This is a genomic window from Bacillus sp. WC2507 (genome assembly GCF_052656125.1).
Genome location: NZ_JBQXPN010000001.1, coordinates 3,983,172 through 4,001,143, shown reverse-complemented (window position 1 = coordinate 4,001,143; position 17,972 = coordinate 3,983,172). Strand labels below are relative to the sequence as shown.

Sequence of the window (17,972 nt, the reverse complement as noted above, 5' to 3'; positions counted from 1 at the left end):
GGGTGAAGTAATGGAAAGTACAGAAAAAAAAGAAGCGTTAATGCGAATAAAAGCAGCTTCGAAAAATGAATTGTATCGAAAGTTATTTGACCAATATGGTACAGATTATTATTACGTTGTCGATGAAAGTGTAAAACGAAATATCCCGTTTTTTTGGAAAAAGAATTATGAAATGTTAGTTGCTTTTCCAGAGGATAAACAGGAAGAAGTGAACGAAGGCACAACTCAATTTCATGAACAATTAATGGATGTTGTGAATGACCCTTTTGAACAAATTGTGAAGGCGGATGGAATTCGATCGGTACTGCACAATTTAGAAAACGTGACGACTTCTATGTCATACGCGGCGATGCAAACAGGAAATAGTGAAGAATGGGCAAAAAAGAAAGAAAAACTATTAAAGCTGTTTGAAAAAGGTATCGTCGTTGTGAAACAGACGGAAGAAACGAAAGTAACGAAAAAGCAAAAAGCTGTGAAAAAAGTCGTTCCCGTCAAGAAAGAAGAAGTTGTAAAAAAAGAAAATCAAGAATCTGTACCATTTATTATTCAAAAAGTAATTCGGATGCTAGAGCAAAACGATGTAGAACAATACTTCATTCATGCATATGCTGAAAAGTTAAAAGTGAAGTTTGAGAATGCAACGATGATTACAGAAGAAGAAGTGATCGGATATATACTAGAAGATATGAGATCTCATTTCAACACGGAAAATGTTTTTGAAAAAGAAGTGCAAACAATTGCATTAATTGGTCCAACAGGTGTTGGAAAAACGACGACACTTGCGAAAATGGCATGGCAATTTCACGGTAAGAAAAAAACGGTTGGTTTTATTACGACAGATCATTCGCGTATTGGGACAGTACAGCAACTGCAAGATTACGTCAAGACAATTGGATTTGAAGTAATTGCTGTACGTGATGATGCTGCAATGACAAGAGCGCTTACGTATTTTAAAGAAGAAGCGCGCGTCGATTATATTTTAATTGATACAGCCGGAAAAAATTATCGTACGACAGAAACAGTGGAAGAAATGATTGAAACGATGGGACAAGTAGAACCAGATTATATTTGTTTAACGTTATCAGCTTCGATGAAAAGTAAAGACATGATTGAAATCATTACGAATTTCAAAGATATTCATATTGATGGTATCGTATTTACGAAATTTGATGAAACAGCAAGTAGTGGTGAATTGTTGAAAATTCCAGCAGTATCATCAGCTCCAATTGTATTAATGACAGACGGACAAGACGTGAAGCAACATATACATATCGCTACAGCTGAACATTTAGCGAAACAAATGTTGCAAACATCATAGAAAAGAGGTGAAGGATAAGGCAACTGCCTTATTCAAACGAGTATGAACGGTCTTTATATAGGTTCTATGGGTATGATGAATTACATGCAGCGCATTAATGTTCATTCGAATAACGTTGCAAATGCTCAAACGACAGGATTTAAAGCAGAAAATATGACTTCTAAAGTATTTGATGTACAAGACACATATCGCCGCGGAGATGGGGCTGTAACAAATATTGGCTCAGTCGATTACGCTGTAGTTCCAGCCGCGACGCATGTAAACTTAGTACAAGGAAATATACAAATGACAAATAGTGCTACAGATTTCTTTTTAGATGACGGAACTGCTGGCACAGCTTCGTTTTTCGTTACATCTAAAAATAATGAAACGTTTTTAACGAGAGATGGTAGTTTCACATTAAATAGTGATCGTTATTTACAAACATCTTCAGGTGCTTTCGTAATGGGAGAGAATAATGAACGTATTCGTATTCCAGAAGGAGCAAAAGTAGCTGTACAAGCAGACGGTACGTTATATGATGCAGTAACACAAAATAATATTGCCCGCCTGCAAACAAAAACAGTAGGTGCAGAAGCGAATAATCGTCTCGTACAAAGAGAGAACAAAAGCTTTATACTAGCAGAAGGAAACATTGCTGATTTACCGAACGGAACAGGGACAGTAAAAAATCATATGCTAGAAAATTCAAATGTAGATATGACGAAAGAGATGGCTGATCTTATGACGGATCAAAAAATGATTTCAGCGTCACAACGTGTTATGACTTCGTTTGATAAAATTTATGAAAAAGAAGCGAATGAAATATTGAGATAGAAGACTCCCGTTAGTGGGAGTCTTTTTTTATTGCATTTATTACAGTTACACCATAAAATGATATTGATAATCATTATCATTTTATTCGTTTCTATAAGAATGGAATTTCATAATGACAGCAACATTCGTTTAACTAAGTGAATTAAAAACAAGGGGATGGTGTGTATATGTCTACAAACAAACAACTTTGTATTGGATTATGTTTAATTTCTAGAAAGAAAGAAGATAGTATATTTGATTCAGGAATTGATGAACAAGTAGAGTTAGCGAAACAGGCAGAAAAGGCTAAGCTAGACTTTGTTTTTAAGGCAGATTATTTAGTGGCGCACCCGGATTTAATTGCTCGTAATAAGGGAAATGTCATTTTAGATCCGACGTTATTGTTTACTGCTATTGCTTATGCAACAGAAAAAATTGGAGTCGTGACGACTGCTTCAACTTCGTTTTATCCACCATATATACTAGCGAGGCAATTACAATCTTTACACTGGATTAGTAACGGCCGAGTAGGGTGGAATATTGTCACATCCATTGACGGTGCTGAAAACTTTGGTGAGGAAGGGATGCCATCATCAGAAGAGCGATACGCAAAAGCGGCAGAATGTACAGCGTTAGTAAGAAAGCTTTGGGGTAGTCACCCTAATGAAGTATTGAAAGTAGATAATCCTGATGTTATTAGAGAGATGGTAAAGCCTATTGAGCATAATGGTGAATACTTTGAGGTGAAAGGTCCACTAAATATTCCGCAGCATATTTCAGGGGAAATGCCATTATTCCAAGCTGGTGCTTCAGAGTCAGGCCGGAATTTTGCTGCTTCTGTTGCTGATGCAATTTTTGCTGCAACGCCAGATGTAGAGTCAGGAATGGAACTGCGTCAAGATTTAAGAAAAAGAGCAGAACAGCATGGCCGAAAGCAAGATGATATACGTGTATTGCCTGGATTATATTTCTTTATCGGCGATACATATGAAGAAGCGTTAGAAATGCATAGGCAAGCTCATCAACATCTCACAAAAGAAAAGAGATACTCGTTACTCGAAATGGTTCTCGGACTAGACGCTAGAGGGATTCCGCTGGAAAGTAAGGTTACAGAAGAGATGCTGCCAAGTCGGGATCAAACGGTTCGCAGTAAAACACATGCCGAATTATTATGGAACTTCATTATGAAAAATGAACCAACTGTTGAACAAATACTAGAACGACCAGAAGTTGTTGGCTCCGCTCATTGGGTTGCAGTTGGTACACCGCAAGACGTTGCGAAGCAAATTATGGATAGATTTGAGGCTGGAGCGTTAGATGGATTTATTGCCATTCCAGGAGGACCTCCAAAGTCACTAGATCTATTTTTTAGTGAAGTCATTCCTTTATTTGTGAAGGCTGGTGTATTTAGAGAAGAGTATACGGGTTCTACTTTGCGCGAACATTTAAGGGGAAATGCATCAAAATCTTTGCAGTTAAAATAACAGGATATGTATAAAAAGCCTTTCATAAGAAGGCTTTTTATTTTTGGTATAAATTTCAGAATTATCAATTGACTTTACGGGTCTGTTTTTTTATATTAGTAGGTATACTAATAACTACTAATATACATACATCGTTTTGAGATGAGAGTTATATAGAATGTGAGGGATTACCGATGGATGAAATTATAAAGGAATTACAAAAGTTAGGTTTTTCTCAGTACGAATGTAAAGCGTATATTGGACTACTAAAACATTCTCCAGTAACTGGGTATGAAGTGAGTAAACAAACAGGGGTACCTCGTTCGATGATTTATGAAGTACTCGGTAAATTGATGGATAAAGGAGCGGTGCATATTGTTCCTACTGAGCCAGTGAAATATGTACCAGTACCAGCTACGGAGTTAATGAATCGAATGCGAAGGGATTTTGAAAAGTCCTTTGAATTTTTAGACCAGAAATTAAATGGTTTAGAACAAGAGCGACAAATAGATGTAATTTCGCATATTCGCTCCAATGATCGTGTTGTAAAAGAAATATGCAATATAATTAATAGGGCGAAGGAAGAGCTATGGATTTCTGTATGGGAAGATCAAGTGCATGAAATTGAGCCATATCTTCATCAAAAGGAAGAGGAAGGTGTACATATATTTTCAATCCTGTTCGGCGCTCCAAATACAAAAATAGGCGCGACGTTTCACCATAATTATATGACGCCCCACGTTGTTGAAAAGAGAATGGGCGGTCATTTAACTGTTATTGCGCGTGATGGAGAGGAAGTATTAATTGCGAACTTCTCAAATGATAGTACTTCATGGGCGGTTACAACGTATGACCCAGCTTTAGTTCTCGTTGCTACAGAGTATGTGCGACACGATATTATGGTTGAAGAAATCACGAAGGAATTTGGAGCTGATAAGTTAGATACGTTATGGCGTGAAAATATAGATTTAGTTCATGTCGTAACAGGAAAACGAACTTTAGAAGGAATGGAGGATGATACGGATGAGTAAAGCTCAGGCACATGTAGCTTTGCAGAGCGATGATACATTTCAGCAAGGAGTAAAAGATTGTTTACCAACTGTATTTGGATATTTGAGTATAGGTATAGCAGTTGGTGTAATTGCAAAAACAGCAGGTTTCTCCATCATTGAAATTGCATTTATGTCCACTTTAATTTATGCAGGTTCTGCCCAATTTATATTAGCTGGTATGTATGCAGCTGGTGCTCCTGCTTCAGCAATTATTTTCACCGTATTTTTTGTTAATTTACGCCACCTTCTAATGAGTGCTGCCCTTGCACCATACTTTACGAAACTTCCACTATTAAAAAACGTATTTATCGGTTCTCAAATTACAGATGAAACGTTCGGCGTGGCAGTACAGCATGCAGCGCAAAAAGGATATGTAGGCGACAGGTGGATGATGGGCTTAAATGTAACAGCATATTTAAATTGGATTCTTGCTACCATTATTGGCGGGCTGTTTGGTGAGTGGATACCAGATCCGCATACGTACGGGATGGATTATGCATTACCAGCAATGTTTATCGGATTATTTGTACTTCAGCTCATAAGTAGTAAACCGAAACTAGCAATTCATCTTACTGTTGCAATTGTAGCGATTATGATCGCATACGTTGCACACCTATTTATGCCAGATAGTATAGCTGTTATTCTTGCTACATTATTAGCTGCGACGATTGGAGTGGTGATTGAAAAATGGAAATGAGATTAGATGTATTATTACTTTTACTAGCGGCAGGAGCTGTCACACTCATACCACGTATTTTACCTCTTCTCGTATTTAGCAAACTACAAATTCCAGACTGGGGTTTAAAATGGTTAAATTACATACCAATTGCGATATTAGCAGCACTTTTAGCACAAGTATTATTTATGCATGAGACGATGCAGTGGGATTACCTTATCGCAGCAATTCCAACATTTCTTGTCGCAATATATACTCGTAGTTTATTAGGAACAGTATTAACTGGCGTGATTGTGATTATTTTGTTACGTTTCTTTTTCTAAAAAGGATTACGCTCATATAATAGCGAAAGGTGTAATAACATGAACGGTATAGGGGTGGTGTTATGATACTTTTAACGATAGGAGCAATTTTGTTAACGTTATTTATTTTCTTTATTATCGGCTTCATTACGTTTATGATGTTTGTTGATAAGGCGACACCTCAAATTTATTACACACCTTGTGAGTCAGTGACAGTAAAATCTAAAGGTAAACATAGAAGGAAGAAAAGTTGAATGTTGGCTTTTCTTCCTTTCTCTTTATCTGATTTTTCTGTATAATTAAGTTGGTTATCCAACTAACTTAAAAGGTGGTCATAGAAGTGGCAAAACCGAACGTTGTTAATAAAGAGAAGTTACTAGAAGCAGCAAAAGAAATGATTGCACAGCACGGGATGGAAAAGTTGACATTAAAAGCAGTTGCAGAGAGTGCTCAAGTTACACAAGGTACCGTATATTATCATTTTAAAACGAAGGATCAATTATTACTTGAAGTGACCGAATCGTTTTGTAAAGCGTCGTGGGAACAAATAGGAAAGGATGTACAGTTAGAAAAGGCTTTACAGTCTGCCGAAAGTAGATGTGTGAAAGATTCAATGTATCATCATTTATTTTTTCAATTAGTAGCTAGTGGATTACAAAATGATGCAATGAAAGATAAAATTGGTGAACTGTTACATTATGAAAATCAAGAATTAACAAGAGTGTTAAATAAAAAAGTAGGAGATACAATGACATCTCAAATTTCAACTGAAACGTGGAGCATTTTATGTAATGCATTAATTGACGGGTTGGCATTGCAAGCATTATTCAATCCATCTTTTTCTACAGAGAAAGTATATGGTGATTTATATATGCTCTTGGAAAAGTTTACAGTGTTACAAAAGGGAGGAGATGGTAGTGAATAATAAACTTTGGCTCACTATTTTATTTTCTATTGGCGTTTGGCTTTTTGCCTCAACATTCTTCATTATTTTCGGTTCTTCCGTTTTATTAGAATACACTTCAAATAGCTTTTTTCTACACATGACGTTTCTTGAATTAGGAACAGCTATAGCTTTATACTTTGTAATGTGGTTATACAAAAAACTAGATACTACGAAATATGCAGTTATTAAGTTAGGTATATGTGGTACAGCCATCGGTTTAATTTTAGATTCTTACATCTTATATAATTCCTCTAATATATTCTCACAATTATCCTCGCAGCAAATCATATCATTTACCATTTGGATGGTTATTGCGTATGCTTTATATTTACTAATTCCTTTCGTCATGGAACGAAAAAAGTTGTTGTAAAGAGGTATGTTATCCTCTTTACAACAACTACATCCCCGAAAGAAGTAACAACAATAAACCAAAGAGAAAACTAATAAAGGAAAGAAAACCGATACATATGGAGAACACACGATTGTTTCTCCATTCGCGCCAGAAAACGATAAAACCTAAAATACAAAGGAAAAACCAAATGGGCAGGAATATGAATTCGCTAACTTTCTCAGGAAGTAAACCATAAAAAGTTGTTACATATAAGATCCAATTTGTAAAAAATAAAATGCAAACGATAATAGATTGTAAGTAGGGGCGTTTGAAAAACTCCCCTTTTTTTACTGTTACAAAAATGATAGTTAGCGCTGACATAAAGGCAATGAGTATGAAAATAAGTAAGAGTAATGTAAGCGTCATTTGATTCTCCTTTATAAGATTGTTTTTGCAAGAAATGAATCTATTAAATTGTATGCTTGCTTTGTAGAGTGCTCGTTATATTTTTCAGTGTACGGATTTAAAAATCCATGTTCACCGTGTAGTTGTTGTATTTCTAATAAAGGATTCTTTTGTTGCTGCAATGTTTGAATTAAAGAGGATACTGAAAAACTAGCTTCTTTTTCAGGGAAGATAAGTAAGGTAGTACATGTTGGTTTCATATGAATATAGTCACGTATACGAGAACCGTAACAGCCGATAATAAAATCTATTTTAGGATTGTTACTACATAGCCATGAGATGGTAGCGCCAACACTAAAGCCGATAAGTCCAATATGTGTATAATTGCTTGAAAGGGTATTGATGAATTCTTCAATTCGGTCTTTTCCATCATCAAATCCAATATGATTTATAAAATGTTGATATGCTTTTTCTTCATCACGATAATGAAATGCGTGTTGCGATTGTAGAAGGTTAGGACAGAATACATCTATATGAGATGAAGTGAAGTGGTGGGTAACGTGATGCATATGGTCGTTCACACCATATATTTCATGAACAGCAACGAGAGCTAATTTTTTCTTCATAGTTACAATGTGCCTCTATGAAACTTAAATTCTTTCTCAACAAGGCAGATGCGCAGGTGGAAGTTTTCGTACCATTGCTCACGGCCTATTTTTTTCGCTTCTTTATGTAAGGCGTTCTGTTTCCAATTTTCAATTGCCGCAAGTGATTCCCAATAAGAAATTGTAATTCCGAGTCCTGAATGATCTCGCGCACTTTCTACACCTAGAAATCCAGGTTGCTGCTTTGCAAGTTCCTCCATTTTTTCGGCAACGGTACTATAATCTGTTGTATCATTCGATAAATTAGAAGTGAATATAACTGCATAATAAGACTTGTTTTTTTCTAAATTAGATGCCATTATGTTTCCCCCTTAATGTATAGTGTGAATAATTAATCCATAGTTTGTATTTTAGCAGGTCATAAAAAGAAAAGAAGTAGAAAATTCTTGTTTTTTCAGCTCCTGTAAAATAGAAGATAGAAGAAATTTATAATAAGTAATCTAAAGGAAGAAAAATGCCACTTCAAAAATGAAGTGGCATTTTTTATATTTCCTCTAAGCTATTAACTGGAACAGTTAATTCGCGTCCTGGATTTTTTACTTCATATATGCGGGCGGTTTCGTTGTTTTCATCGACGTGTTGAATGGTAACAGGCATGCCTTGAAAACTGACATTCGCTTGTTCTGATGACACAGAAAGCTCTTTTGCACGTTGAATATTCATTTATATTCCTCCCATCATTATTATCTTTGCTAAAAAAGAGGAATAATATACCATTTCGAGACATTCTTAAAGTTTTTGTATTATTTGTAATGTTTCTTTAATAAATGCAGAGAAAATAGAATCTGGATACGATTGTATCATTTCATTTGCTTTTGTTGCTTCTTCAAGAGCTCTTTTTTTATCATTCAGTTTGACGTAACAAAGTGCACGATATGCACCTGCTGTTGTAAGCCACGATTGGTCAAGCGGATGGTTCATATAATCTGGTATAATAGCACGTTGCAATGCTTGTAAAGCTTCTTCGTAACGTTTTAATCCGTATAAAGCTTTTCCTTTTTCAAGATAATACAATCCGTCGTCTTGAAAAATGGGCTGATCTTTTAGTTTTTCTTGAAATTGTTCTACATGTTTTAATGCGATTGTATATTCATTAGTAATCGTGTTGTAGTAGTAAGCTTTTAAAATATCGATCATCGCAATGGATAGAGTGTCTTCTGTAAAAATGGCAAATTGCTCAGATTTTTTTATGTAATATAAATATTGTTCTTTATCAACTGTAATGACTTTTTGATAAGATAAAATCCGGTAAAATACATCTGTTTTATAATACACTTGATGTTTTTTTGAAAATGCGAGTGTCTCTAATATCGTTTTTTCACATTTTTCATAATCGCCACATGCTAGTAATATGATGGCTTCATATAAACATAAATCAATATGTATAATAAGATCCATTTCTAAATGTTTCTCTTCATAATCATTTCTAATATTAGATATAAGTTGTAAACATTCTGCATACTTTTTACGTGTGAATATTGCAAAAGATAATTTTAATTTTGTTTCCGTACTGTCGCGGTATAACTTATATTTTTCAAAAATAGAAACAGCTTTTTCTACGTAAGATTCAATGTTGTAATCTTTTATAATCACCGCGGCAGTTACGAATTGTTTGTATATATGAGCCGTATTTAAAGTAGAAGGGAGCTCTTTTTGAACGATAGGTAGTAAAGCCTCATACACTTCATCACATTTGTTTTCCTTTATGAGTTGCTCCATTTTTGTAATGAGTTCTACAATTTCTCCATCATCATCTTCTAATAAAAAACTCGCTTCACATTCAAGTTTTTCAGCGATATATTGTAATGTTTTCATGGAAGGTGTCGCTTTTCCATTTTCAATTTGACTAAGCATACTTTTTGTTAGTTCAGAACCTGCCAGTTCAGTTTGCGTAAGCTTTTTTTCTTTTCGCAATGCCTTAATTTTTTCGCCGAGAGTTGCCATATTGTAGCTCCTTTATAATTGAAAAGTTAAATACAATTAAACTTTTTGTTGTAATAATTGGAAAGTTGATTATATAATAAGTTTAACACAATTTAACTTTTAAGGGGAGAGATTCGTTATGGGAGATATAAGTATAGGACAACATGATACAAGAATGAAGATTGCAACGAGAAATATCATTTTAATGATGATTGGAAAAATGACGTCTTTATTAGGCGCAGGTATTTATACATTCGCAATGGGGTTATACGTATTAAAGACAACTGGTTCAGGGATGGGGTTTGCTATTACGCTCGTTTGCGGATCACTACCAAGGATGATTTGTGGTCCAATTGCAGGTGCTGTAGCTGATCGTGTGAATCGAAAATGGCTTGTCATTGGCACGGATTTATTAAGTAGTTTAACGATGCTTATTATGTTTATTCTTGCTACTATATTTGGGCCGTCACTTCTTTTTATTTATATTTCAGCAGCATTATTATCAATTTGTGCGAGTTTTTATTCTGTTGCATTAACTTCGTCTATTCCTAATTTAGTAGATGAAGGGCGTATTCAAAAAGCGAGTGCTTTAAATCAAACGGCAGCGTCTTTATCAAATATTCTAGGGCCAATTATTGGTGGAGTTGTATTTGGTTTCTTTTCAATTAAGTCGTTCTTTTTATTAAATAGTATTACGTTCTTTTTAGCAGTAATTCTGCAATTATTTATCGTATTTGATTTATACAAAAAAGAAGTGGCTGAGAGTAAAGAGCGTTTCTTGACGAGCATAAAAGAAGGATTTTCATATGTAAAACGACAGCATGAAATATATGGTTTAATGAAAATAGCGCTGTGGGTAAACTTTTTTGCGTGTGGGCTAACCGTAGCACTTCCATATATTATCGTCCATACATTGCATCTATCTTCAAAGCAACTCGGTACTGTAGAGGGAATGTTAGCAGTCGGGATGCTAATGGGTGCGATTGCTTTATCGGTGCGTAAAGAAGTGAATAATCCGTTTCGTTCTATTTATACGGGGCTGTTTTTGTTTGCGGGTTTAAGTTTATGTACAGTCTTCCCATTGGTAGTTACCATTTCAAAAGGGGCAAGTTTTATTTACTATATTGCTTTTATGATGTTAACGGGTATAGCAATTATGATTGTAAATATTCCGATGCAAGTACATATGCAAAAAACGACAGATCCGAGCTATTTAGGGCGTGTGTTTGGCCTACTTGAAACAATTGCTACTGCAATCGCACCACTCGGTATGATTGTATATGGATTATTATTAGATATGTTGCCAACTAGCATTGTTATGATGACGATAGGCGGAGGTTTATTGTTAGTTGTATTAGTGGGAGTAAAGCAACATATGGCGAAAAAACAAGTAGATGTGTCGGCTTAAAAATAAGAAAATAATAAAAATTTGACTTATCATTATAAAAATGACCAAATTAGTATTTTAGTTTTTGAAACTCTTTTTCATGTATGTTACAGTATAGTGAGCAGGCAAAGAAAAGGAGAAAACATCATGAAAAAATTAAGTTTTGTTATGCTTTTTCTATTAGTCGTAATGGCTGGGTGCAGTAATTATGACACGTATATTGAAACAGGTATGCAATCATTGAAAAATGAAAAATATAGTGATGCGATTATGTGGTTTGAAAAAGCGGAAAAAGAGAAAACAGGAAATGAAGCGAAAGCATATAAAGAAGTCGCTCAGTTATTGGATCGTGGTGCGACAGCATTAAAAGATGGTAAGTATTTAGAAACGAAAGATATTGCAAATGAAGTGCTACAAAAGAAAAAAGACGATGCACTTAAAAAAGCTGTAACATCAAATGCAGAGGATATGCTTCAAAAAGCAAAAGATGTGGAAGAGAAAGTGAATGAAAGAGTAGCAAAGCGGAGAAAAGTAGAAGAAGAAGGAATCGATAAACTGATTAAAGCTGTCGATAGTATAGATGAAGTGAAAGAAAAAGAGAAGAAAGTTTCAGAAGCATTAGATAAGGCTGAAGAGGCACAAGCAAAAATTGAAGCGAAGAAAAATAAATAGAGTTATAGTTTAAAAGGCTGTCGTGTATAACGACAGCCTTTTAATTGTTTGCGGCATAAGAAGTGATGCTATGTAGTAAAAAAGAAATAATTTTAGAATTCCATCTGTCCTCATGATGAATCGTATAAATGTTACGCTGAAATTCAAATCCAGGGATGGGTATATAGCATAGTTCATTTCGTTGTACTTCTTGTTCAATAGCGAGTTTAGAAATAAAAGCGACACCATTACCGTATTTTAAAATTTGTTTCATCGTTTCTAATGAATCTAATTCAATTTCAGATTGAAACGTAATGTTATGTGTTAACGACCATTGTGTAAGTAAATCTCTCGTTGTCGATGGATTACGATGCGATAATATACGTTCTTTTTCGATATCTTGTAATGATACATTTGTCTTTTTAGAAAAATGATGTTCTTTGGAAAAAGCGAGAACAAGTGTATCAGGCATTACATTCGTTTGTTTTAAAAGTGGTTCATCAAATGGTGCAGCAGAAATTACTCCGAGATCAATTTCATGATTTTGTAGCATCGTTCGAATTTCAGGAGCTGGTTTTACCATGAGCGTTATTTTTATATTAGGAAATTCGCATTGAAATTGGTGAACAACTTCTGGTAAAAGATAAGTCGCTGGTACATAACTAGCGCCAATTGTTATAGCACCTTTATGAAAATCTTTAAACTCTTGCGTGACCCGCCTAGCTTCTTTCATAAGTGCATCTATTTTACAAGCATAATGATGCAATGCCTCACCAGCCTTTGTTAAGAAATATCTTCCAGAACGTAATTCAAATAAAGACACACCGAGTTCCTCTTCTAAGCTTTTTATATGGAATGTAATAGTAGGTTGTTTCACGCCAAGTTTTTCTGCAACAATCGTAAGCTTTTTGTATTTCTTAATAAGCACTACAATTTCTAATTTTAAGAGATTCATTATGGATTGCCCGCCTTTTTATTTTAACTATAGAAAAAATCTATAGAAATAAATAGTTTATTAGAAGTTTTTTAATTTAATCTTTACAGTACATTAACATTCAGTATAAATCTTCCATATAGAATGAAAGCAGGTTAAGAATGAGGGGAGAGAGGTGAAACGATGGATATTAAAATTCATGGACTAGAAAAGAAGTTTGGAAAAACGCATGCGTTAAAACCGTTACAAATTGTAATGAAACAAGGGGAATTCACCACACTTTTAGGGCCTTCGGGATGCGGAAAAACGACTTTACTTAGAATGATTGCAGGGCTTGAAGAGCCAGATAAAGGTGAAATATATTTTGGAGATAAGTGTATGTATTCTAGTGCGAAAAAAATAAAAACATCTCCTCATGAACGTAATATCGGGATGGTATTTCAAGATTTTGCTTTATGGCCCCATATGACAGTATTTGAAAATGTTGCATTTGGTTTAAGGGCTACAAAGCAAACAAATCAATTGCGGGAAAAGGTAGAAGATGCAATAAAGCGAGTTCGCTTGCAAGGGATGGAGAAAAGATATCCGCATGAACTCTCTGGTGGACAGCAGCAACGTGTCGCATTTGCTAGGGCGATTGTAACGAAACCACATTTTATTTTGTTTGATGAACCGCTGAGTGCACTCGATGCAATTTTGCGAGAAGAAATGCGATTAGAGCTTATGGACATCGTTCATTCCATCGGTTTAACGGCATTGTATGTCACTCACGATCAAACAGAAGCTATGTCAATGTCAGACCAAATTATTGTCATGAAACAAGGAGAAGTATTACAAAAAGGAACACCAGAAGATATTTATGTGAAGCCATCTCATGAATTTGTTGCAAAATTTGTTGGTAAGGCAAATTGGCTTGTAGAGGGGAAAGAAATGGTTCGTCCAGAGCATGTGAGTTGGACGAAAAATGAAGTGTGCGAAATGTATACAGGTGAAATTCGGCACGTTACATATGTAGGAGAACGTTATGAAGTGAAAGTAGACATGGGGACACTCGGTGTATGGACAGCTTATCACAATAGTAAGCTAAGCATCGGGAAACCAGTATCGTTATATGTACCGAAAAAATGTATTCATCATATAGGGGGAGAATCGTATGAAGAAATTCAGTTCGCTTAAGTCTTTATTTGTATGTACTTTACTATTTTCTGCTGTAGTAACAGGGTGTAGTTCAAAGACAGGTAGTGCAGATGCCAAAAATAAAAATGCGAATGAAAAGAAAATTGTTGTATATAGTGCAGGGCCAAAAGGATTAGCAGAAAAAATTCAAAAAGACTTTGAAAAGAAAACTGGTATAAAAGTAGAAATGTTTCAAGGAACAACAGGTAAGATTTTAGCGAGAATGGAAGCTGAAAAGAAAAATCCAGTCGTTGACGTAGTCGTACTTGCATCTTTACCAGCGATGGAAGGATTAAAGAAAGATGGGCAAACGTTACCTTATAAAGAAGCGAAACAAGCTGATAAGCTTCGTTCTGAATGGTCGGACGATAAAGGGCATTATTTTGGATATAGTGCTTCAGCGTTAGGAATTGTGTATAACACAAAAAATGTGAAGACAGCGCCTGAAGATTGGAGCGATATAACAAAAGGGGAATGGAAAGGAAAAGTGAACCTTCCAGATCCATCACTTTCAGGTTCAGCTTTAGACTTTGTAACAGGATATGTGAAAAAGAATGGAAAAGATGGTTGGGATTTATTTGAACAGCTTAAGAAAAATGAAGTTACAGTAGCAGGGGCAAATCAAGAAGCGTTAGATCCAGTAGTAACAGGTGCAAAAGATATGGTCATTGCGGGTGTTGATTATATGACGTATAGTGCAAAAGCAAAGGGTGAACCAGTTGATATCGTATATCCAAAAAGCGGAACAGTTATTAGCCCACGTGCAGCAGGCATTATGAAGGATAGTAAAAATGTAGAAGGTGCAAAAGAGTTTATTGATTATTTATTATCAGATGATGTGCAAAAACAAATTTCTAAAGCGTATTTGTTACCAGGCAGAACAGATATAAAAGCTGAAAATAGACCGAATGTAGAAGAGATTCCAGTATTAAATATTGATTGGAAGACAGTGGAGAAAGAACAAGATGAAATAGGAAAACAATTTAAGAAAGTATTCCAATAAGATGGTGATTACATGGTAAATCGATTCGTTTCAGTAAGACAAATTGGAATGACGGTAGCGTTGTTACTTGTGGCGATGTTAATCGTCATTCCGCTTTTTCTCATTTTATTTTCTAGTGTATATGAAAATAGCAGTTGGAATTTTTTAAAGCCTTTTGAACTCATGCAGAGTGGTGGATTAGCTGGGATTTTTCTAAATTCGATGCTTCTAGGTGTACTTGTAGTAATAGGAGCAACCATATTTGCATTTCCATTGGCGTTCATTATGAGCAAAACAGATGTCGGAAAGTATAGTAAGCTAGATGTTGTTTTTATGATCCCATTTATGACACCGCCGTATATTGGATCGATGGGATGGATTTTGTTCATGCAACCGAAAGGCTATTTCGAACAGTTTTTTCCGATGCTAAAGACGATTTCAGCCTCGTTTTTTAGTTTAGGGGGTATGGTTTTAATTATGAGTCTGCATTTATTCCCATTCCTTTACTTCATGTTGAAAAACACGTTACTTCAGATTGGGAGTAGTAAAGAAGAAGCAGCAGCAGTTCATGGCGGAAGCTTTTTCTATCGTTTAAGAAAAATAATATTGCCGTTATTGGTATCAAGTTATGTAATGGGCGCTTTACTCATTTTTGTAAAGACGATTGCTGAATTTGGAACACCGGCTACATTCGGACGAAGAATAGGGTTTCATGTGTTAACATCAGAGATTCATAAATTTATTTCGAGTTGGCCGATTGATTTTAGTAGTGCAACAGCATTATCTTCTTTATTACTTAGTGCGTGTATGCTCATTTGGTATATGCAAAATGTATTGAATCGAAAGTACTCATATGCAATGGTTAGTGGAAAAGGTGTGAAATCTAAAAGGTATACATTGTCTATATTTACGCGCATTGTAGCATGGTTTTATGTAATTGCTTTACTCATAGTAGCAATTGGAATCCCGTATTTTTCTATACTTATTGCTTCATTATCGAAATTAAGGGGCGGCGGCTTGCAGTTAAATAACTTTACAACAAGCCATTATGAAGCATTATTTACAATAGGATCTCCAGGATTAGAAGCTTTATGGAACAGTTTTCTTTTTTCACTTATAACGGCGATTATTGCTGTTATGATTGGAGTATTTTTGGCACTTATGATTCGAAAGGGGAAAAAGTCCTCTGAAAAATGGCTTGATATGTGCGGTATGTTACCAAATATGGTACCAGGAATTGTGATGGTTGTAGGTCTTATATTATTTTGGAATTCACCCTATATGCCTCTGTCTATTTACAATACACCAGTCATGGTTATCGTAACGTATGTTGTTCTTTTTTTACCTTATACGGTGCAGTATGTAAAAGCATCGCTCGGACAAATTGATGATTCTCTTGTACAGGCAGGAAGTATTTTTTCTGGGAATTATATTTATATTTTTAGAAAAATAATATTACCTCTTATTATCCCAGGTATTCTTGCTGGATGGGCGATGACATTTACGATATCGATACGAGAGTTAGTAGCATCGCTTCTCGTACTACCTCCATCAGTAGAAACGTCAGCAACATTTATTTTTGCTCAATTTGAACAAGGAGAAGTATCTATAGGAATGGCGATGGCTGTCGTTTCTGTTGGACTTACAACAATGTGCTTATTACTTCTGCAACATATGGAGCAAAAACGAAAAGGGGTAGCATGATGAGGATGGAAGTATGGGGAGGAGCGGGAGAATACGGTCGTTCCTGCTATTTTGTGAAAAATAAAGAGACGAAAATAGTATTTGATTGTGGTATTAATCGATCATATGAGGATAGTTATCCAAAAATAGAGAGGGAAGTTGTGCCGTTTTTAGATGCAGTATTTTTATCGCATATTCATGAAGATCATACGATGGGTTTACCTTTATTAGCGAAGTATGGATATAAGAAAAAAATTTGGACGACTCGTTATACGAAGGAGCAACTTCCAACTTATTATGAAAAATGGAGAAACTACAATTTGACGCGAGGATGGAATGTACCTTATAACGACCAAAATGTTAAAGATTTAAATTATGTATATATTGATGAGATTAGTAATCCGAATGAATGGGTACAGATTACTCCTACATTACGGTTTCAATGGGGGTATAGTGGACATGTATTAGGGGCTGTTTGGTTTTTAGTGGATATGAGTCATACATATGTATTTTATTCTGGCGACTATTCAGCAGATTCTAACATACTCCGAGCTAATTTACCTGAGAAATTGCGCGGCGATATAAAAGTTGCAATTGTAGATGCAGCTTATCATACTGATGATGTTTCGCAACATGAACGAGTAAATGAACTGTGTACAGAAATTGAACGAGTTGCGCAAAAGAAAGGAATAGCATTACTACCATTGCCACCGCTCGGTAGGGCGCAAGATATCGTATTGTATTTATATAAAAAATATAAAGAACTTCCCATTATAGTAGATCAAGAAATTTTGGCTGGATTCGAAGAGATGATCGTATATAAAGATTGGATCAAAAATAATGAAGAACTTGAAGAGCTAATGGAAAGTTTAAAAAGAAACGTAATAGTTATGGATGATGACATCAGTACACAACATAGTTATGGAATAGTTGTAATGAGTGATGCGAATATGCAAACGAAACGAGTGCAGTTATATTATGAACAAGTTCGGTATGAAGAACGAAATTCAATTATATTTACTGGACATATTGCTAAAGGGAGTTTTGCAGACAAAGTTTTGAAAGAACGTGTAGGTAAAGAATGTAGGGTGAAGCGAGTTCCATATAAAGTTCACCAAAGTATAAGAGATGTGAAAGAGATGTTAAATACATTATTACCAGAACATACGGTGTTAGTACACGCTTTGAAAGAGGATACGGATCGATTACAGAAAAAGCTTAGCATAGCAGGATATGAAAATATATATTCACTTACTATGGAACGTATAGAAGTCATTTAAAAT

The 17,972-nt window shown here is 35.2% G+C and carries 21 protein-coding genes; 15 read left to right on the top strand and 6 right to left on the bottom strand.

Translation table 11 applies throughout. The features are described 5' to 3' along the window. The first annotated feature begins 10 nt into the window (after positions 1 to 10). From flhF to ACUN28_RS21015, 9 genes are all read left to right on the top strand, one after another. On the top strand, positions 11 to 1,318 hold the full coding sequence (gene flhF / locus ACUN28_RS21055; protein WP_098506214.1) for a flagellar biosynthesis protein FlhF: 1,308 nt from the start codon (positions 11 to 13) through the stop codon (positions 1,316 to 1,318). Positions 1,319 to 1,360: 42 nt separating this feature from the next. After that, complete coding sequence (locus tag ACUN28_RS21050) at positions 1,361 to 2,134, top strand: flagellar basal-body rod protein FlgG (protein ID WP_082181371.1); 774 nt, start codon at positions 1,361 to 1,363, stop codon at positions 2,132 to 2,134. A 167-nt stretch (positions 2,135 to 2,301) separates the two neighbouring features. After that, positions 2,302 to 3,597, top strand: a complete 1,296-nt coding sequence (locus ACUN28_RS21045; protein ID WP_098506216.1) for an NtaA/DmoA family FMN-dependent monooxygenase — start codon at positions 2,302 to 2,304, stop codon at positions 3,595 to 3,597. 173 nt (positions 3,598 to 3,770) lie between these two features. Continuing rightward, positions 3,771 to 4,607, top strand: a complete 837-nt coding sequence (locus ACUN28_RS21040; RefSeq protein WP_098506217.1) for a TrmB family transcriptional regulator — start codon at positions 3,771 to 3,773, stop codon at positions 4,605 to 4,607. Then, the gene (locus ACUN28_RS21035) at positions 4,600 to 5,325 is read left to right on the top strand and encodes an AzlC family ABC transporter permease (RefSeq protein WP_098506219.1); all 726 of its coding nucleotides are present in this window, start codon (positions 4,600 to 4,602) and stop codon (positions 5,323 to 5,325) included. The genes ACUN28_RS21040 and ACUN28_RS21035 overlap by 8 nt, the downstream gene beginning before the upstream one ends. Then, the gene (locus ACUN28_RS21030; RefSeq protein WP_033659657.1) at positions 5,316 to 5,627 is read left to right on the top strand and encodes an AzlD domain-containing protein; all 312 of its coding nucleotides are present in this window, start codon (positions 5,316 to 5,318) and stop codon (positions 5,625 to 5,627) included. Before ACUN28_RS21035 ends, ACUN28_RS21030 begins: the two co-directional genes overlap by 10 nt. Before the next feature lie 62 nt (positions 5,628 to 5,689). Beyond that, a complete protein-coding gene (locus ACUN28_RS21025; RefSeq protein WP_016088508.1) occupies positions 5,690 to 5,860 on the top strand; it encodes a DUF3951 domain-containing protein in 171 nt (56 codons plus the stop codon). An 86-nt stretch (positions 5,861 to 5,946) separates the two neighbouring features. Beyond that, positions 5,947 to 6,531: a TetR/AcrR family transcriptional regulator gene (locus ACUN28_RS21020; protein ID WP_098506220.1), complete on the top strand. Its 585-nt coding sequence runs from the start codon at positions 5,947 to 5,949 to the stop codon at positions 6,529 to 6,531. Next, positions 6,524 to 6,922: a DUF5367 family protein gene (locus ACUN28_RS21015; RefSeq protein ID WP_016088506.1), complete on the top strand. Its 399-nt coding sequence runs from the start codon at positions 6,524 to 6,526 to the stop codon at positions 6,920 to 6,922. Before ACUN28_RS21020 ends, ACUN28_RS21015 begins: the two co-directional genes overlap by 8 nt. Positions 6,923 to 6,949: 27 nt before the next feature. On the opposite strand, the gene ACUN28_RS21010 is transcribed toward ACUN28_RS21015, so the two are convergent. The 5 genes from ACUN28_RS21010 to ACUN28_RS20990 form a co-directional block, all read right to left on the bottom strand. After that, positions 6,950 to 7,309: a hypothetical protein gene (locus ACUN28_RS21010; RefSeq protein WP_016088505.1), complete on the bottom strand. Its 360-nt coding sequence runs from the start codon at positions 7,307 to 7,309 to the stop codon at positions 6,950 to 6,952. 11 nt (positions 7,310 to 7,320) lie between these two features. After that, a complete protein-coding gene (locus ACUN28_RS21005; RefSeq protein WP_098506222.1) occupies positions 7,321 to 7,914 on the bottom strand; it encodes a dienelactone hydrolase family protein in 594 nt (197 codons plus the stop codon). Between the two features lie 2 nt (positions 7,915 to 7,916). Beyond that, a complete protein-coding gene (locus ACUN28_RS21000) occupies positions 7,917 to 8,252 on the bottom strand; it encodes an antibiotic biosynthesis monooxygenase family protein (RefSeq protein ID WP_016134079.1) in 336 nt (111 codons plus the stop codon). Between the two features lie 184 nt (positions 8,253 to 8,436). After that, positions 8,437 to 8,616 carry an H-type small acid-soluble spore protein gene (locus ACUN28_RS20995; RefSeq protein ID WP_016088502.1) on the bottom strand — a complete coding sequence of 60 codons (180 nt, stop codon included), beginning with the start codon at positions 8,614 to 8,616 and terminating at the stop codon, positions 8,437 to 8,439. 66 nt (positions 8,617 to 8,682) lie between these two features. Next, entirely contained in the window at positions 8,683 to 9,897 is a 1,215-nt protein-coding gene (locus tag ACUN28_RS20990; protein WP_098485758.1) for a helix-turn-helix domain-containing protein, read from the bottom strand. A gap of 118 nt (positions 9,898 to 10,015) precedes the next feature. Here ACUN28_RS20990 and ACUN28_RS20985 point away from each other — a divergent pair, with 118 nt between their 5' ends. Both ACUN28_RS20985 and ACUN28_RS20980 read left to right on the top strand, forming a co-directional pair. Continuing rightward, complete coding sequence (locus ACUN28_RS20985; protein WP_098506223.1) at positions 10,016 to 11,284, top strand: MFS transporter; 1,269 nt, start codon at positions 10,016 to 10,018, stop codon at positions 11,282 to 11,284. Positions 11,285 to 11,410: 126 nt separating this feature from the next. Then, complete coding sequence (locus ACUN28_RS20980; RefSeq protein WP_016088499.1) at positions 11,411 to 11,935, top strand: DUF4398 domain-containing protein; 525 nt, start codon at positions 11,411 to 11,413, stop codon at positions 11,933 to 11,935. Between the two features lie 40 nt (positions 11,936 to 11,975). Here ACUN28_RS20980 and ACUN28_RS20975 read toward each other — a convergent pair whose 3' ends face one another. Next, complete coding sequence (locus ACUN28_RS20975) at positions 11,976 to 12,869, bottom strand: LysR family transcriptional regulator (RefSeq protein ID WP_098405118.1); 894 nt, start codon at positions 12,867 to 12,869, stop codon at positions 11,976 to 11,978. A gap of 162 nt (positions 12,870 to 13,031) precedes the next feature. On the opposite strand from ACUN28_RS20975, the gene ACUN28_RS20970 reads away from it, so the two are divergent. Genes ACUN28_RS20970 through ACUN28_RS20955 form a run of 4 tightly spaced genes read left to right on the top strand, consistent with a single transcriptional unit; the run spans position 13,032 to position 17,969 of the window. Then, complete coding sequence (locus ACUN28_RS20970; RefSeq protein WP_098405119.1) at positions 13,032 to 14,024, top strand: ABC transporter ATP-binding protein; 993 nt, start codon at positions 13,032 to 13,034, stop codon at positions 14,022 to 14,024. Further along, complete coding sequence (locus tag ACUN28_RS20965) at positions 14,002 to 15,027, top strand: ABC transporter substrate-binding protein (RefSeq protein WP_016088496.1); 1,026 nt, start codon at positions 14,002 to 14,004, stop codon at positions 15,025 to 15,027. Before ACUN28_RS20970 ends, ACUN28_RS20965 begins: the two co-directional genes overlap by 23 nt. Positions 15,028 to 15,039: 12 nt before the next feature. Further along, positions 15,040 to 16,710 carry an ABC transporter permease gene (locus tag ACUN28_RS20960; protein WP_098506224.1) on the top strand — a complete coding sequence of 557 codons (1,671 nt, stop codon included), beginning with the start codon at positions 15,040 to 15,042 and terminating at the stop codon, positions 16,708 to 16,710. Continuing rightward, complete coding sequence (locus ACUN28_RS20955; RefSeq protein WP_142327845.1) at positions 16,707 to 17,969, top strand: MBL fold metallo-hydrolase; 1,263 nt, start codon at positions 16,707 to 16,709, stop codon at positions 17,967 to 17,969. Before ACUN28_RS20960 ends, ACUN28_RS20955 begins: the two co-directional genes overlap by 4 nt. Positions 17,970 to 17,972 lie beyond the last annotated feature (3 nt).

Coding starts and splice junctions, on each gene's coding strand:
- ACUN28_RS21005 (WP_098506222.1), bottom strand. CDS start 7,914: ATGAAGAAAAAATTAGCTCTCGTTGCTGTTCATGAAATATATGGTGTG.
- ACUN28_RS21035 (WP_098506219.1), top strand. CDS start 4,600: ATGAGTAAAGCTCAGGCACATGTAGCTTTGCAGAGCGATGATACATTT.
- ACUN28_RS21010 (WP_016088505.1), bottom strand. CDS start 7,309: ATGACGCTTACATTACTCTTACTTATTTTCATACTCATTGCCTTTATG.
- ACUN28_RS21025 (WP_016088508.1), top strand. CDS start 5,690: ATGATACTTTTAACGATAGGAGCAATTTTGTTAACGTTATTTATTTTC.
- ACUN28_RS20985 (WP_098506223.1), top strand. CDS start 10,016: ATGGGAGATATAAGTATAGGACAACATGATACAAGAATGAAGATTGCA.
- ACUN28_RS21050 (WP_082181371.1), top strand. CDS start 1,361: ATGAACGGTCTTTATATAGGTTCTATGGGTATGATGAATTACATGCAG.
- ACUN28_RS20995 (WP_016088502.1), bottom strand. CDS start 8,616: ATGAATATTCAACGTGCAAAAGAGCTTTCTGTGTCATCAGAACAAGCG.
- ACUN28_RS21000 (WP_016134079.1), bottom strand. CDS start 8,252: ATGGCATCTAATTTAGAAAAAAACAAGTCTTATTATGCAGTTATATTC.
- ACUN28_RS21040 (WP_098506217.1), top strand. CDS start 3,771: ATGGATGAAATTATAAAGGAATTACAAAAGTTAGGTTTTTCTCAGTAC.
- ACUN28_RS20980 (WP_016088499.1), top strand. CDS start 11,411: ATGAAAAAATTAAGTTTTGTTATGCTTTTTCTATTAGTCGTAATGGCT.
- ACUN28_RS20960 (WP_098506224.1), top strand. CDS start 15,040: ATGGTAAATCGATTCGTTTCAGTAAGACAAATTGGAATGACGGTAGCG.
- ACUN28_RS21045 (WP_098506216.1), top strand. CDS start 2,302: ATGTCTACAAACAAACAACTTTGTATTGGATTATGTTTAATTTCTAGA.
- ACUN28_RS20990 (WP_098485758.1), bottom strand. CDS start 9,897: ATGGCAACTCTCGGCGAAAAAATTAAGGCATTGCGAAAAGAAAAAAAG.
- flhF (WP_098506214.1), top strand. CDS start 11: ATGGAAAGTACAGAAAAAAAAGAAGCGTTAATGCGAATAAAAGCAGCT.
- ACUN28_RS20955 (WP_142327845.1), top strand. CDS start 16,707: ATGATGAGGATGGAAGTATGGGGAGGAGCGGGAGAATACGGTCGTTCC.
- ACUN28_RS20970 (WP_098405119.1), top strand. CDS start 13,032: ATGGATATTAAAATTCATGGACTAGAAAAGAAGTTTGGAAAAACGCAT.
- ACUN28_RS20975 (WP_098405118.1), bottom strand. CDS start 12,869: ATGAATCTCTTAAAATTAGAAATTGTAGTGCTTATTAAGAAATACAAA.
- ACUN28_RS21030 (WP_033659657.1), top strand. CDS start 5,316: ATGGAAATGAGATTAGATGTATTATTACTTTTACTAGCGGCAGGAGCT.
- ACUN28_RS20965 (WP_016088496.1), top strand. CDS start 14,002: ATGAAGAAATTCAGTTCGCTTAAGTCTTTATTTGTATGTACTTTACTA.